The sequence below is a fragment of the Stutzerimonas kunmingensis genome, from assembly GCF_900114065.1.
Taxonomy (GTDB): domain Bacteria; phylum Pseudomonadota; class Gammaproteobacteria; order Pseudomonadales; family Pseudomonadaceae; genus Stutzerimonas; species Stutzerimonas kunmingensis.
In genome coordinates, this window is record NZ_FORS01000008.1 from 163,743 (window position 1) to 179,264 (window position 15,522).

General features: G+C 58.5%; 13 protein-coding genes. 8 read left to right on the top strand and 5 right to left on the bottom strand.

Annotation, left to right across the window (positions count from 1 at the left end; all coding sequences use genetic code 11):
• Positions 1-3 precede the first annotated feature (3 nt).
• Positions 4-987 (bottom strand): LysR family transcriptional regulator, encoded by a 984-nt coding sequence (locus BM275_RS18045; RefSeq protein ID WP_090522730.1) that lies wholly within the window; start codon positions 985-987, stop codon positions 4-6.
• Between the two features lie 96 nt (positions 988-1,083).
• Here BM275_RS18045 and BM275_RS18050 point away from each other — a divergent pair, with 96 nt between their 5' ends.
• Positions 1,084-2,295: an MFS transporter gene (locus tag BM275_RS18050; RefSeq protein WP_090522732.1), complete on the top strand. Its 1,212-nt coding sequence runs from the start codon at positions 1,084-1,086 to the stop codon at positions 2,293-2,295.
• Between the two features lie 410 nt (positions 2,296-2,705).
• Here the strand turns inward: BM275_RS18050 and BM275_RS18055 are convergent, their stop codons facing one another.
• Positions 2,706-3,644 carry a hypothetical protein gene (locus BM275_RS18055; RefSeq protein ID WP_042923019.1) on the bottom strand — a complete coding sequence of 313 codons (939 nt, stop codon included), beginning with the start codon at positions 3,642-3,644 and terminating at the stop codon, positions 2,706-2,708.
• 162 nt (positions 3,645-3,806) lie between these two features.
• Between BM275_RS18055 and BM275_RS22125 the strand changes: the two genes are divergently transcribed.
• Together BM275_RS22125 and BM275_RS22130 are read left to right on the top strand one after the other, a co-directional pair.
• On the top strand, positions 3,807-4,016 hold the full coding sequence (locus tag BM275_RS22125) for a hypothetical protein (protein ID WP_139229584.1): 210 nt from the start codon (positions 3,807-3,809) through the stop codon (positions 4,014-4,016).
• A 10-nt stretch (positions 4,017-4,026) separates the two neighbouring features.
• Positions 4,027-4,356, top strand: a complete 330-nt coding sequence (locus BM275_RS22130) for a hypothetical protein (protein ID WP_042923021.1) — start codon at positions 4,027-4,029, stop codon at positions 4,354-4,356.
• Between the two features lie 90 nt (positions 4,357-4,446).
• On the opposite strand, the gene mobI is transcribed toward BM275_RS22130, so the two are convergent.
• Both mobI and BM275_RS18065 read right to left on the bottom strand, forming a co-directional pair.
• A complete protein-coding gene (gene mobI, locus BM275_RS18060; RefSeq protein WP_042923022.1) occupies positions 4,447-5,016 on the bottom strand; it encodes a conjugative transfer protein MobI(A/C) in 570 nt (189 codons plus the stop codon).
• On the bottom strand, positions 5,006-5,398 hold the full coding sequence (locus tag BM275_RS18065) for a hypothetical protein (protein ID WP_090522734.1): 393 nt from the start codon (positions 5,396-5,398) through the stop codon (positions 5,006-5,008). Before BM275_RS18065 ends, mobI begins: the two co-directional genes overlap by 11 nt.
• A 542-nt stretch (positions 5,399-5,940) precedes the next feature.
• Between BM275_RS18065 and BM275_RS18070 the strand changes: the two genes are divergently transcribed.
• From BM275_RS18070 to BM275_RS18090, 5 genes are all read left to right on the top strand, one after another.
• Positions 5,941-7,860: a type I restriction-modification system subunit M gene (locus BM275_RS18070; RefSeq protein WP_042923026.1), complete on the top strand. Its 1,920-nt coding sequence runs from the start codon at positions 5,941-5,943 to the stop codon at positions 7,858-7,860.
• The gene (locus BM275_RS18075) at positions 7,857-9,188 is read left to right on the top strand and encodes a restriction endonuclease subunit S (RefSeq protein ID WP_090522736.1); all 1,332 of its coding nucleotides are present in this window, start codon (positions 7,857-7,859) and stop codon (positions 9,186-9,188) included. Before BM275_RS18070 ends, BM275_RS18075 begins: the two co-directional genes overlap by 4 nt.
• Positions 9,185-10,129, top strand: coding sequence for a GIY-YIG nuclease family protein (locus BM275_RS18080; RefSeq protein WP_042923027.1), 945 nt, complete (start codon positions 9,185-9,187; stop codon positions 10,127-10,129). The genes BM275_RS18075 and BM275_RS18080 overlap by 4 nt, the downstream gene beginning before the upstream one ends.
• Positions 10,122-11,804: an RNA-binding domain-containing protein gene (locus BM275_RS18085; RefSeq protein ID WP_042923028.1), complete on the top strand. Its 1,683-nt coding sequence runs from the start codon at positions 10,122-10,124 to the stop codon at positions 11,802-11,804. The genes BM275_RS18080 and BM275_RS18085 overlap by 8 nt, the downstream gene beginning before the upstream one ends.
• Positions 11,805-11,874: 70 nt before the next feature.
• Positions 11,875-15,057, top strand: a complete 3,183-nt coding sequence (locus BM275_RS18090) for a type I restriction endonuclease subunit R (RefSeq protein WP_042923029.1) — start codon at positions 11,875-11,877, stop codon at positions 15,055-15,057.
• Between the two features lie 132 nt (positions 15,058-15,189).
• On the opposite strand, the gene BM275_RS18095 is transcribed toward BM275_RS18090, so the two are convergent.
• Positions 15,190-15,522: integrase core domain-containing protein (locus BM275_RS18095; protein ID WP_139229561.1), on the bottom strand; the 333-nt coding region annotated here is incomplete at its 5' end.

Genomic DNA, 15,522 nt, shown 5'->3' on the forward strand with positions numbered 1-15,522 from the left:
AACTCAGGGGGCAGCCGTCCGTGCGCCGACGCCAGCCGGTTGCAGCGCGTCGATGCCCGGTGAGGTCATGCCGACGAGGTTGGGCATGTCCGTACGGATGATTTCGGCGAACAGGCGCAGCTTGGCGGGGTAGCTGCGCGCGTGCGGGTAGATGAGGTAGACGGGCAGGGGAGCGGCTCGCCACTGCGGCACGAGCTGAATCAGCCGGCCTTCTTCGATGTCCTGCGCAACCACCCAGGCGGAGCTGACGCACGCGCCAAGCCCTGCCAGTGCCGCACTGCGCAGGGCGTAGAGGCTGTCCGTGCTCATGCGTGGCTGGATCGCGAAGCGATGCGAGCGCCCGTCCGCCTGGCATGTCAGTACGACCTCGTCGGTGTAGTAGGTCCGCAGGGCCAACCAGGGCAGACGCTCGAGTTGCTCGGTGGTCCGCGGCAGCGGGCCGTCGCCAGCCAGCGACGGATGGGTCACCACAATGCGCGGGACTTCGCCGAGGCGGATGGCAACGACGGACGGGTCCTCGATGACGCCCACCTGGATGGCGCAATCGATTCCCTCGGCCGTGAAGTTGGGCGAGCGATCATGCAATACCCATTCGACGCTGACGTTCGGGTAGCGCGACAGGTACTTGCCGAGCGGAGCGATCAACTGGTCCTGGCCGAAGGCGTGCGGGACCTGCGCCCGAAGCGTGCCGCGCGGGTCGTCACGCGCGCCGAGCAGCTCGGCTTCCATCTCGCTCCAGCTTTCGAGGACCTGTCGGGCGAAACCGTAGCAACGCTCACCATCACCGGTGAGCTGCATGCGGTGGGTCGAGCGATTGAGCAGTTGCAGGCCGAGCGACCGCTCCAGCGCCTGCAGCCGGCGACTGACCGTGGGTTGGGTGGTGCCCAGTTGCGCCGCCGCCGCCGAGAGACTGCCGGCATCGACGATTCTGATGAACGTTCGCAAGAGATCGATGCGATCGATGCCAGCCGTCGAGTAGTCGTTCATACGTGTCTCGCATAACGGATCTGCAGATGAGCCTACTACAGCAGTCGATCATGCACATGGAGAATGACCAGACACTGTTCGGACCGGACCCTTCTCATGACTTCCTCATATTCATCCCCGGCGCTCGCCAACAGCTCGGGTCTGCTCTCGCCAGGGCTTGTTCTGCTCCTGGCGTCAGGCGCCGGCTTCAGCGTCGCGACGCTCTATTACAGCCAGCCGATCCTCGGTGTGCTCGGTGCGGAGATCCAGGCCAGCGAAGGCGCTGTCGGCATGGTTCCGATGCTGACGCAGCTTGGCTATGCGCTCGGCATTCTGCTCTTGGCGCCGCTGGGTGACCGTTATGACCGGCGCGGGATCATTCTGGCGAAGGCGGTGCTGCTCATGCTGGCTCTGCTGCTCGGCAGCATCGCGCCGGGCGTCGGTACGTTGCTCGCTGCGAGCCTGGTGATCGGCCTTGCCGCGACCCTGGCACAGGACATCGTTCCAGCGGCCGCGACCCTGGCGCCCGAATCGCAACGCGGCAGGGTCGTGGGCACGGTCATGACCGGCCTGCTGCTGGGCATTCTGCTCTCGCGGGTCATGAGCGGCCTGATCGCCGAGCAACTCGGCTGGCGTGCCGTTTATGCGCTCGCGGCTGGCTCGATTGGCTTGATCGGGCTCGCCGCCTGGCACGGGTTGCCACGGTTCTCCCCGACCTCGTCGCTGGGCTACGGCGCCTTGCTCTGTTCCATGCTCAAACTCTGGTCGCTACATCCGTCCCTGCGCCGCGCGGCCGTTTCCCAGGGCCTGTTGTCCGTTGCCTTCAGTTCATTCTGGTCGACGCTTGCCGTCATGCTGCATGCCGATTTCGGACTCGGTAGCGCCGCGGCCGGCGCCTTTGGCCTGGCAGGTGCCGCTGGCGCACTCGCCGCACCCTTGGCCGGTCGCCTGGCCGATCGCCGCGGACCGGAGCGTGTGACACGCCTGGGCGCGGCCCTGACTGCCGCATCCTTCGCTGCCCTCGGCTTGGTCGGAGTGGTGCCGCCGGAGATCCAGTTGGGCGTGATCGTGGTGGCCGCCATCGGCTTCGATTTCGGCATCCAGGCGACCTTGGTCGCTCATCAGACCATCGTCTACGGTATCGACCCGCCGGCTCGCAGTCGCTTGAATGCCGTGCTGTTCACCGGTGTTTTCCTAGGGATGGCGACCGGCGCGGGACTGGGCAGCCTGGCGCTTGGGCAATGGGGCTGGAATGGCGTGGTCGTGCTGGCGACCCTGGCATCCATAGGCGCACTGGCGGCGCGTCTTGTACGACGGGTTGCACCTTGACCGCCACCGAGCTCGACCGATGCCACGAGATGCGCGTCGCTACGTGCATCTGCGGCATCTCCTCGCAAGCTGCTCGGCTGAATTGGTCGCCGGAGTATTGCGAGCTCAGCCTAAAACGAAAAAGGCCCGCATTTCTGCGAGCCTTCAAATCGTGGTGCGGCACCAGGAATCGAATAGTAGGCATCTAGGGCCCACAGAATCATCGCATGCGTATATTTTGATCGGGTGCGTATACCTAAACGTATACCCATAGCCCACTTTGCCGCTGTGCTTCTATGTGGCGAACCGTAAGCAACTGCCGAGTTGGCAGTCGGCTATCCCGTTTGGCAACAGAAAATGCCGCAATGCGGCTTCTTGCCTGATGTCGATGCTCAGATCGTGGGTGCAGCCGTAAGCCGCGTTAGTAAGCGTTATGGTTTGGACGTTGGCTTCACGAAAAGCAGCTCTTGGCCACGGTTAAGCACTAAAGGGATGCCTGCGTTGTTATGCGCGTACTCGGGGCCGAAATAGATAAATGCCCAGTCGGGTAACGCTGTCGAGAGGCGACGATAAAACGCTGCATGATCGAACCCCGACAGCGGCTCGGTCTTCACGCGATGCCAATGGCCGGAAACCGCGCCTTTTTCGTCATATTCCTCAATGACTTTGTGCAGCTCAACTCCGCCCAAGCCTCGCAATCGGTATGAGCTGCCATCGCCGTCCCGTATGAAAGGCGGCGTATCGACCGGGACCATCTTGGCATCGAACGACTTTGTCGGACGTTCGGAGCTGGAGAGGCTGCCACGGATCACGCAGGACCAATCCTCACATAGCGGGCCATCCACGCGGAGTATTCGGTAGCTTGATTCCGCCCCGAAGACTGCTTTGTTTGACCATTCGTAGGGTTTGGTCCGGTAGCCGGCAGGCAGTGATTCAGCTACGGCTTGCTCAATGATTGCAGTCAGCTTCTGCTGAGCATCCAGCGCGTCGCGGGCGAGGCTTTGAGGCATCCAGACCGGCATCCACATGCCGTGCCTTGGCAGGTAGGTTTGGTCGTTGAAAAGCTCAAGCACGAAGAAGGCTGACATTGCAGAGTTCGGTACGCCTGGCAGCGGCGTGGCGCGTCCTAGCAGATGTTCGCGGAGCAGGAGTGCGTTCAGGGTATCGGCTGTGAGGCCTCCCGAGTTGGGCGTCGCTTCCAATTCGACTTCTGCGTCCTTCAAGCCCGCTGAGTAGCCGTTGGCTTTCATCACCTGTAGCGCCAGGGAGTCGGAATTTGCCCTGTCCGTTTTCGTCGGCGATACGGCGGGCGTCCCTGCGCAACCGGCCATAACTAGCCCGCAGGCCATTAGCAAGATGGCTTTATTCATTTCTCATCCCTAATAGATCGTGGCGTGATCGGAGTGCAGCGCTATCGCTGCCTGAGTGATGTCCAGATGATATCACTGCAAAGGCTTGCGTGAAGGGTTCTGAGGCTCTTGCTTCTTCGCTTACGTGGGTAATTATCTGCTCGGACTTAAGAGGGATAAAACGTGCAAGAGTTTTCATCAAAGTTACGAGAGCTATTGGTAATGGCTGAGCAAGCGCCCGGCTTCTATGAGGTCGAGATTACTTTCTCCATCCGTTTGCAAGAGGGCAGCGAAAGTTATTATCTACGTTTAATGTCGGATGCAGACAAGGTGGCTCTGCCTGGCTCGGCGCCATCGCCCGGCAGTGCGGAAAAAATAGCGGGCTGGTTTTAGGAGTTTTTAGATGCTTGGATTTTTTCGAAGGCTGCTTAGCGCGCGGCAAACAAACGATGGGTATATCACTATCATCTACCCGGTTAAAAACGAAGGGGTGGTTATTAATGACACGCTCTCTGCTGCGTTTTACGACAGCCTACAGTGCAATGTAGTTTCCGCTGGCTCCGCTGTGGATTCGGCCTCTTGCATAGAAGTTAATGGCTGGAGCTTTGTGGATGTAAGTTGTCAATTTGATACTCAGCCGACGTTTTGCATTAATCCGGCTACTGGGTTGCCGATGGTTGATGATTTTGTTGACGTGGGCGGCAATGTTTTCGGCTTTTCCTCCGATTTATAGTGCGATTGCGGACGGTTTAGAGTGGTCGCGATTTGTGTTGTTTTCTAGCTGTGGATTGCATGGGCGCTCTAGTTGAGCTCGTCGATTCTTCTAGTACGTTATGCAATCTGTGCAAGGCTCGTCGCAATCACAGCTGAAGTTGTCAGCTACCATGATGTCTTCCCATTTCAAACGCTTGCGCTCACGCTTACAGTGATCCCCTATTAGCCTCATTTGAGGAATTGAATTTAGGGCCTCAGAGATTTTCGAGACATGCTGGCAAAGCTTTCGCACCTTTTCGAATGCGTCCTCTGCATCCTTGATCGCCCTGGACTCTGCAGCTGAGCATTTTTTAAATTTGCTGGCGGGAATTCTTAGTAGCCCCTCGCTTCGAATTCCTTCCGAGTAGCACTGGTCTCCGTACCGTCCTTTGTAGGCGAACCACTCCACGTATGCGCCGCTTACTGTGTCTTTAATGCGAACATCGTGAACCCAAGCGCCCCCTTTTTTTATATTCTTCTGATATTCCTCGCGCGCCTTTCGGTACGTATATTGAATATTTGAGGCTTCCTCCCTTGCGAGCGCCGCCAACGAATCACGCACATCGCGCAGATAAGGAAAATCTCTTTCTATCAGCTTGGGCAGTTCACGCCCAAGCTGACTTTCCCGGTTATCTGCCATGGCTAGAACTTGCTGAATCGTTAAAACTTAAAATAGCGTTGATGGCCGCATCTATGATTCTTAGTTGCTCACGCAGTGGCTGCATCTGCTCTTCTACATCCAGAAAAATCTCTACCTCTTCGTCGCTCATGTTGAAGCAAAATTCGCACATCAACGCCTCGATTGGCGAGGTGGCCAACTCGATTACCAATTCGTTTTCGGAGTTTTTTGGCAGCCACGTTACAAACGACTGGCCATCAAGTACTGCCAACACAGGGCGGATCTCCTTGTAACTGGAATTGTTGATCATGTAAGCGTCACGGAGTTCAGATACCTCCTGCAGGATTTTGTGCTTTGCACCTTCCATGCATTCTAAGTCGATTTGGAAGAAGTTCTTGGTCATGGATATATCCCTGTGTGTTGGTTGTGTGGGGATTATCCGGTTTCCCTGCAGCTAATGGTTCTCGCAAAATGCAAAAAAAAATGAAAAACTCTTGAAATGGCGCGCTGTTAGCGCCGGTTTTTTATGACGGGAGTGTGAATTGGTATCGGCGGGGCTATTTTTCGCTTGGTTTTTTAAATTTGCGGAAAGAGGTATTGATACTTTTATGCGTGTTGAAAAAAGAAGAAGCCCGCGTCGTACCTCACGATGCGGGCTTTTTTAATAAGCGGGATGCGAACCCCCGAGATGGAGGCAGTGCCGAAGCACAAATCTCGTGGTTCGCTGCCGGTGTTTACGGGCCACCGCCGGCTGGGCCGCCCCGGTATCACTCCCAGAGCAGAGCTGCAAAACTTACAAAGGATATTCACACAGTCGCCACGACTAGCAAGACCGAATACTGGCTCGGCCGCAGACGAGCGGTTAAGGTTCGTCACCCGATCAAGCTAACTCGTGGGGGTTGAGCATTCACGCTCTCCCTTGGGGCGCTACAAGGAACTACGCACGTGCATCAACAGACCCTGGCTCCCTTTATCTGGAACATCGCGGACCTGCTGCTAGGGGCCTTTCGTCCCTCCGAGTACGGCCGCATCATCCTGCCGTTCACCGTGTTGCGTCGTCTGGAGTGTGTGCTGGAGCCCTCCCGTGACAAGGTCCGCAGCCAGTACGAGGCGATGAAGGCCAGCGGCGTGGACATGGACTTGATCCTGCCGACCACTGCCGGCGCCACCTTCTACAACGTCTCGCAGTTTTCCCTGGCCAGTGTCGGCTCCACCAGTACCCGTGCCAACCTGGAAGACTACATCGCAAAGTTCTCTGCCAACGCCCGCCAGGTTTTCGACCACTTTGCCTTCGACCGCTGGCTGGAGAAGCTGGAGAAGGCCAATCTGCTGTATCTGGTTGCGCAGAAGTTTGCAGCGGTCGACCTGCACCCGGACAAAATCAGCAACCATGAAATGGGGCTAGTATTCGAGCACTTGATCCGCAAGTTTGCCGAATCATCCAACGACGACGCCGGACAGTACTTTACCCCGCGCGACGTGGTGCGCCTGGCTACCACCCTGGTGTTCGCGCCGGATCATCAGGCCCTCAATGGTGATGGCGTGGTGCGTACCGTGTACGACTGTGCGGCTGGTACGGGCGGCTTCCTGTCTTCGGCCATCGAGCAGGTCTACGAGTGGAACCCCAATGCCCGCCTAGTGCCCTACGCCCAGGAGCTGAACCCGGAAACCTACGCCATCTCCGTTGCGGACAAGCTGATCCAGGGCTACGACACCCGTAACATCAAGCTCGGCAACACCCTGTCCGACGATCACCTGCCCCATGAGCAGTTCGACTACTGCCTGGCCAACCCGCCGTTCGGTGTGAAGTGGGAGAACGTTCAGAAGCAGGTACAGGCCGAGCACAGTCAGCAAGGCTTCGCTGGCCGCTTCGGTGCTGGCCTGCCGCGCGTGGGCGATGGTTCGCTGCTGTTCCTGATGCACCTGCTGTCCAAGCGCAAGCCCGTCGAACTGGGTGGCAGCCGCATCGGCATCGTGCTGTCCGGCTCGCCGCTGTTCAACGGTGGGGCCGGCTCCGGCGAGTCGGAGATCCGCCGCTGGATTCTGGAGAACGACTGGTTGGAAGCGATCATCGCTCTGCCCAACGACCTGTTCTACAACACCGGCATCGGCACCTATATCTGGGTGCTTTCCAACCACAAGGACGCGCTACGCAAGGGCAAGGTGCAGCTGATCGACGCCAGCGCCATGCACGTGCCGATGCGCAAGAGCCTGGGCAGCAAGCGCAAGTACCTATCGGACGAGCAGATCGCAGAAATCGCCAAGCTGCACGAGGCGTTCGAGGAAGGTCCGAACTCGAAGATCTTCGCCACTACCGACTTCGGTTACCGGCGCATCACCGTCGAGCGCCCGTTGCGCCTGCGCTTCTCTGTCACCCCGGAAAAGCTTGCTGCTTACCGCCACACCAAGGGCGCTGACCAGATCGAGGCCTTTGCTGGTGTGCAGGGCGAGTTCGACAACCTGCCGGCCTTCCTCAAGACCGCCGGCATCAAGAAGCTCGGCAAGGGTGCGCTGAAAGCCGCGCTGGCCTGCTTCGGCGAACGCGACGCGAATGCCCAGCCGGTGCTGGACGACAAGGGTAACCAACAGGCCGACGCCGACCTGCGCGAGTTCGAGAACGTGCCGCTTAACCAAAGCATCGACGACTACTTCGCCCGCGAAGTGCTGCCCCATGTACCGGATGCCTGGATCGACAGCGGCAAGACCGATGCGAAGGATGGCCAGGTCGGTATCGTCGGCTACGAGATCAACTTCAACCGCTACTTCTACGTCTACCAGCCGCCGCGTGCGCTGGCCGAGATCGATGCCGATCTCAAAGCGGTGGAGGCCGAGATTGCCGCGCTGCTGGGTGAGGTCACGGCATGAGCCATTACAAACCCTATCCGGCCTACAAGGACTCCGGGGTGGAGTGGTTGGACGCTATACCAGACAACTGGGAAATCTCTCGCCTTGGCTTTGAGGCTTGGGTTAGAGCTCGTCTTGGGTGGAAGGGTTTGAAGGCTGAAGAATATGTAGATGATGGATATGCATTCCTTTCTACCCCTGACATAAAAGGGACAGAAATAGATTTTTCCGACGTTAATTTTATTACTGAAGAGCGTTATGAAGAGTCGCCCGAGATAAAGCTAGCTGTAGGTGATGTTCTTCTTGCCAAAGACGGCTCTACGCTCGGCACTGTGAATGTTGTTAGAAAATTGCCGCGCGCTGCTACTGTTAATAGCTCTATTGCGGTCATCACGCCTTTCCAAAGATTGACCCCTTTGTACTTGTATTACTTATTCAAATGCTCTTACTTGGAAAATACCATTCAGGTGCTTAAGGGGGGGATGGGAGTACCGCATCTGTTTCAGTGGGATATCAATAAATTCAAGATACCTCTGCCAGGCATGTTGGAGCAGGCTGAAATTGCAGCTCACCTCGACCTCGAAACCGCCCGCATCGACGCGCTGATTGAAAAGAAAACCCGCTTTATCGAACTGCTGCGCGAAAAGCGCCAGGCGCTGATCACCCATGCCGTCACCAAGGGCCTCGACCCCAACGTGAAGATGAAAGACTCCGGCGTGGAGTGGCTGGGAGAGGTGCCGGAGCATTGGGAGGCTCTGCCTCTGCGGCGTGTAGTGACTGCTGTAAAAACTGGCGGTACTCCGTCCGAGGAGCAGCCCGCCCCAGATGCTGATGGCCTAGCGTGGTACACGCCGGGAGACTTCGGTAGTTCGCTGGTGCTTACTTCTTCTGAAAAGCGCGTCAGTGCTTTAGCTGTCAGCACTGGAGAGGCAAAGGTCTATCCAGCGGGCTCAGTGCTTGTTGTGAGCATTGGAGCCACGCTGGGCAAAGTTGGTTATATCGCTGATCCGGCCTCGGCAAATCAGCAGATAAATGCAGTCATTCCTAGTTCCCGCGTGAATGGGTACTTCCTTGCCTATTCGCTTTCGGTTAAGACCGAAGCAATGTGGTTCCTGGCAAATGCGGCGACCATCGGGATCATGAACCAAGAGAAAACCAAAGAAATCTGGCTTGCAGTTCCATCACAGGTAGAGCAGGAAACAATCACGCAATACCTCGATAAAGGTACTGGGCGGCTAGATAGCCTGATTGGAAAAACCGAGCGCAGTATCGAACTCCTAAAAGAACGCCGCTCCGCCCTGATCACCGCCGCCGTCACCGGCCAGATCGATCTGCGGGAGGCGGTATGAACCAGGGCCGTAGTCTGCGTCTGTTTCTGGTGGATGGCACGCCCAATGGCCTGCTGACCGCCGAGATTATGAACTGGACCGGCCATGTGCTGACCGGCCCACGCTCCAAGCTGGCCGAACTGGTGCAGCGCCCCGAGTGCGCGCGCACCGGCGTGTACTTTCTGGTTGGCCCCGACCCGGATAACAGCTTGCGCTCGAAGGTGTATATCGGCGAATCGGACGATGTGGCCAAGCGCCTGAAGAGCCACAATCGCCCGGAGGAGGCGGGCGGCAAGGACTTCTGGGAGCGCGTTTGCCTGGTCACCAGCAAGGACCAGAACCTGACCAAGGCCCATGTGAAGTATCTGGAAAGCCTGCTAATCAGCATCGCTGGCAGTCTGGGGCGCGCCGAGCTGGTCAACGGTACTGCGCATGAATACGTCAGCCTGCCCGAATCCGACCGTGCCGATATGGCCTTTTTCCTGGAGCAGATCCGCACCGTGCTGCCGGTGTTGGGCTTCGACTTCCTGCGCGAGCTGACCAAGCCTTCCGCACCGGCTGTGGCAAGCACTCTGGTGCCGGTCAGCCGCTCTCCGCGCTTCACACTGGAGGTTCCGCGCTACCGCCTCAGCGCTCAGGGGCAGGAGATCGACGGCGAGTTCTTCGTGCTCAAAGGCTCCAAGGCCCGGGCCGACTGGGTAGGCACCGAGCGCGGCTATCAAGGGCTGTTCAAGCAACTGGTCGACGAAGGTGTGCTGGTGGCCGATGGCGGCGAACACCTGACCTTCAGCGACGACTACGCCTTTAGTAGCCCCAGTGCGGCAGCGGCCGTGGTCTGCGGCCGTGCTGCGAACGGTCGTACGTCCTGGGTGGTTGAGGAAACCGGGCAGACTTATGCGGCCTGGCAGGAGCAGCAGTTGAATATCTCAGAGCTGCCGACGGGGGCTGAAGCCTGTGAATGAAGCCAGACTGCAACAGTACCTGCTTGAGCATTTCCCCAAGGAAAATGCCGCCTGCGAGTGGAAGGAGTTCAAGAACCTGCGCCATGCCCTTATGGGCGCCGAAGGTAAGGATGTAATCAGCTACCTGTCGGCTATCGCCAATATGGAGGGCGGGCATCTGGTGATCGGTGTGGAGGACGCCACGCTGCGCATCGTGGGCATTCAAGACTTCAACAACCAGACGGTCGATAATGTTCGCCAACGTTTGCTGGAGCGCTGCCGGGCGCTCGACTCGGAAGGCTTCCGCGTCGAGCCCTTTACGACCGACGACACCGGCAAGACGGTGTGGGTGTTCCATATCCCCAAGCACCGGCCGCGTATGCCGGTGTATGCCCATGACAAAGCCTGGCAGCGGCTGGATGACTCCTTGGTGGAAATGCGCCAGGAACGCCTGGAGGCCATTCTGCACGAGCCGCTGGATACCAGTGACTGGTCTGCGCAGATTGTAGAAGGGGCAACGCTGAACGATCTGGACCCTGCCGCGCTTGCTCTTGCCCGCGAGAAATTCGCCGAGAAACACCGTAATACGGCTTTCGCCCAGGACATAGCCTGCTGGGATGTGGCCACCTTTCTCGACAAAGCCAAACTCACCATACAGGGCGGTGTAACCCGTACGGCTCTGTTGCTGCTGGGCAAGCCAGAGGCCAGCCATTTCCTGCCGGCACTGGCGCAAATCACCTGGAAACTGATGGGTGAGGAGCAGGCCTACGAACACTTTGGGCCGCCGTTTCTGCTGAGCACCACTCAGGTGCTGCACCGCATCCGCAATATCGGCTACAAGCTCTTTCCGCAGAATCAGCTACTGGCCACTGAGGTCAGCAAGTACGACACCCGGGTGATTCTGGAGGCTCTGCATAACTGCATCGCGCACCAGGACTACCAGTTGCGCTCGCGCATCCTGGTGACCGAGCGGGTGGACCGGCTGGTGTTCGAGAATGCCGGTGGCTTTTTCGAGGGTAAGCCTGAGGACTACTTTAGTGGTGAGGTCACACCGAGTCGCTACCGTAACCCCTGGTTGGCACAGGCCATGGTCAGCCTGAGCATGATCGATACCATGGGCTTTGGTATCAGCACCATGACCCAGTCCCAGCGCAAGCGCTACTTCCCTCTGCCCGACTACAGCAAGTCGACTCCGGACAAGGTGGTTCTGGAAATATATGGGCATGTTCTCGACGAGAACTACACTCGCCTGCTGCTGGAGCGTCAGGATCTGCCGTTGAATACGGTGATGTTGCTGGACCGGGTGCAGAAGAAGCAGGCAATCACCGATGACGCAGCCTCCTTGCTGCGTAAGCAGGGGCTGATCGAGGGGCGTAAACCCAACTACTACCCGGCCGCGCAGGTGGCAAAAACCACCGGAAACAAGGATGACTACATCCGTAACCGCGCATTCGATGATGCCTACTACAAGGATCTGATTATTGGCTTCCTGAAGAAGTACGGATCTGCTTCGCGGGAGGAGCTATTGAGGCTGATCCTAGACAAACTTTCCGATGCATTAGACGAAAAGCAGAAGCTGAACAAGTTTCGCAACCTGCTGCACGCCATGTCGAAGCGCGACCAAACCATTGTGAAATCAGGCGGATTGCACAAAGGACGGTGGGTGCTCAGTTCATCTAAAGACGCCGAGCGTTAGACAAACCTAAGACAACCTAAGACAAACTGCCCTCCGATCTTCAGGGGCAGGTAAGACAAGGGACTGCTCCATGAGCCACATCCACCACGAATGCGAACTGGAACGCCATATCGTCGAGCAGCTTGAGGCTGCCGGCTGGTGGGTGGGCAAATCCGCCGACTATGACCAGGGGCGGGCGCTCTTTCCCGAGGATGTACTGGGCTGGCTGCAGGACAGCCAGCCGGCGGCCATGGACAAGCTCCGCGCCATGAATGGCGCTGGCACTGAAGCGGTGGTGCTGGATCGCCTGGTCAAGCAGCTGGAGAACAAGGTCGATGGCGGCACAGTGAACGTGCTGCGCTACGGAATTGCTATCGCCGGTGCCGGCACCCTGGCCATGAGCCAGGGACTGCCCGAGGATGCACGCAACGACACGGTTATCGCTCGCTATGCGGCTAATCGCCTGCGCGTGGTGCCGCAGCTGCGTTACTCGTTGGACAAGGCCGACGAGATCGACCTGGCTTTCTTCATTAACGGCGTTCCGGTGGCCACGGTGGAGCTGAAGACAGACTTCACCCAGTCCGTCGAGGCTGCGATGGAGCAGTACCGGGTGGATCGCCGACCTGAGCGCAGGAGTGGAGGCACAGAGCCGCTGCTGACCTTTAAGCGCGGTGCGGTGGTGCATTTCGCCATGAGCGACAGCGACATCCGCATGACCACCAAGCTGGCTGGGGATTCGACCTTCTTCCTGCCGTTCAACCGAGGCAACGATGGCGCCGCCGGCAACCCTCCGGGCGAGAACGGCAGCTACCCGGTGAGCTATTTCTGGGAGCGGGTGCTGCAGAAGGACAACTGGCTGCACATCTTCCATCGCTTCGTGCTGCAGGAACGCAAGGAAGCCGAGGATGTGAACGGCAAGACCTATTTCAAGGAAGGCCTGATCTTCCCGCGGTTCCACCAGTGGGAAGGCGTGACCAAGATGATCGATGCGGTGCGGGTAGAAGGGGCAGGGCAACCGTACCTGATCCAGCACAGCGCCGGCTCTGGCAAGACGAACACCATCGCCTGGACGGCGCACTCGCTGATCCGTGTCCGCCGTCCGGATGGCGAGCCGTACTTCCACAGCGTGATCGTGGTGACTGATCGCCAGGTGCTTGACCAGCAGCTGCAGGATGCCATCCAGCAGATCGAACACCAGGCCGGTGTGGTCTGCGCCATCGACCGCCAGCAGTCGAGCCTGCCCAAAAGTCAGCAGTTGGCCAAGGCCATGCTCGATGGCGTGCCGATTATCGTCTGTACCCTGCAGACTTTCCCCTATGCGCAGAAGGCCATTCTCGGCGAGCAAAGTCTGCGCAACCGCCGCTTCGCCATCATCATCGACGAGGCGCACAGCTCCACCGGCGGCAGTACGGCCGATGACCTGCGCTATGTGCTGACCGGACAGAGCGAGGCGGAGTGGGAAACGCTGACCAAGGCGGAACGGTTGTCCGTGTGGCAGAGCTCGCGCTCTCGCCCTGGCAATGCCAGCTACTTCGCTTTCACTGCAACGCCAAAGCATTCGACGCTGAGCCTGTTCGGTCGCCCGCGCAACCCGGCGCAGCCGGTAAGCACTGACAATCCCCCAGCACCGTTCCATCTCTACACCATGCAGCAGGCCATCGATGAAGGCTTCATCCTCGATGTGCTGAAGAACTACACCAGCTACGAGGTGGCGTTCAAAATCGGCAGCGACATGGTCGATGACAAGCGCGTGGACGAGAAGAGCGCCGGTCGCAAGCTGGCCAGGTGGCTATCGCTAAATCCGGTTAACGTCGGCCAGAAGGTCGAGTTGGTCGTCGAACACTTTCGCAAGAACGTGGCGCACCTCCTCGGTGGCCAGGCCAAGGCTATGGTGGTGACCAGTTCGCGTGCTGCAGCGGTGAAGTACCACCTGGCGCTGGAGGACTATTGCCAGCGCAAGGGCTACGAGAACATACGGGCCATGGTCGCCTTCTCAGGTGAGGTGCCCAACACGGATGTGGAGGAGTCCAGCCTGCCAACGGATCACAGCTTCAGCGAGACCAACCTGAATCCCAGGCTGAATGGCCGTGATATGCGCAAGGTCTTCGACACACCGGACTACCGGGTGATGATCGTCGCAAACAAGTACCAGACCGGCTTTGACCAGCCGAAGCTGGTGGCCATGTACCTGGACAAGAGGACATCTGGCGTGGAGGCCGTGCAGACACTCTCGCGCCTGAACCGCACCTTCCCCGGCAAGGACAAGACCTTCGTCATCGACTTCGTCAACAAGTCCGAAGAGATCCTCGCATCGTTCAAAACCTTCTACCGCGATGCCCAGGTGGCGGACATCCAGGACCCGAATATCGTCTACGACATCAAGCAGCGCCTGGATGGCATGTTCATCTACGAGCAGGCTGAGGTAGAGGCCTTCGGCAATGCCATCGTTGATCCGAAGGTGACGCACCAGAAGCTGTTCTCGCTTACACAGTCGGCGACCGACCGCTTCAACGGTAAGCTCAGGACGCTCAACGACGCCATCGACCAGTGGGAAAAGGCTTGGGAGAAGGCTCACGCCGAGGGCAACGAAAAGGACATGGATTACGCCGATGTGCAGCGCTCGGAGTACTGCAAGGCGCGTGACGAGCTGATGATATTCAGCGAGAGCCTGACGAAGTTCGTGCGTAGCTATGAGTACATCGCCCAACTGATTGACTTCGCTGACCCGAGTCTGGAGGCCTTCGCCAGCTATGCCCGCCTGCTGCGTAAGCGGCTCAAAGGCATTACGGCGGAGCAAGTGGATCTGGGCGACCTGAAGCTCAGCCACTACAAGATCAAGAAGGGTAGCAACCTCAGTGGTGTTGGCGTGCAGGCAGAAACGCCCGGCCTCTACGGAATGACCGACAACGGCCTGCGTGATGCCCGCGACCGCGAGAAAAAGTATCTCACCGAGCTGATCGAGAAGCTCAACAACGCCTTCGGCAAGGACATCACCGACACCGACCAGGTGGCCTTCGCTGTGCACGTTTCCGAGAAGCTGCGCGCCGACAACGTGGTGATGGCGCAGGTGCACAACAACACCATGGAGCAGGCCATGAAGGCCGACCTGCCCTCAAAAGCCATCTCCGCCATCGCCGCCGCCATGAGCAGCCATACCAGCATGGCGACCAAGTTGCTCAGCGATGAGTCGACGCGGGATGTGTTCCTGACAGTTGTATATGAGCTGCTTAAGAAGGATGCGGGGGCTGGCTTGTTTGGCTCTGTCCGCGCGTGACAGGGCTATCTGACGGGCTTGCGGCCCCTTCATTCCGCATATCTATCTTGGTGGAATGCACCCCCCTCATTCCACTGCCAGTGCAGCGGAATGAGGGGGCAGCATGACGCTGTCGTATGCCCTTTGTAGTGGTCAACCCATCCCGGACAGTGGGTTAAGTTTTTCTTCGGCCACCGCAGGCGGTAGCCCATCGTTGAATTGATGCGGCCTGATCCAGTTGTAGCGGTGCATCAGGTAATGACTGATGTCCCGTTGGGCCTCCTGAGCTGTCAGGTAACCGGTCGGTGGAATCCACTCCGATTTCAAACTGCGGAACAATCGCTCCATCGGCGAGTTATCCCAGCAGTTGCCCCGGCGGCTCATGCTCTGTTCCATCCGATATCGCCACAACCGTTGCCGAAACAGGCGGCTAGCGTATTGGCTGCCCTGATCGGAATGAAACAGTACCTGCTGCGGTTTGCCACG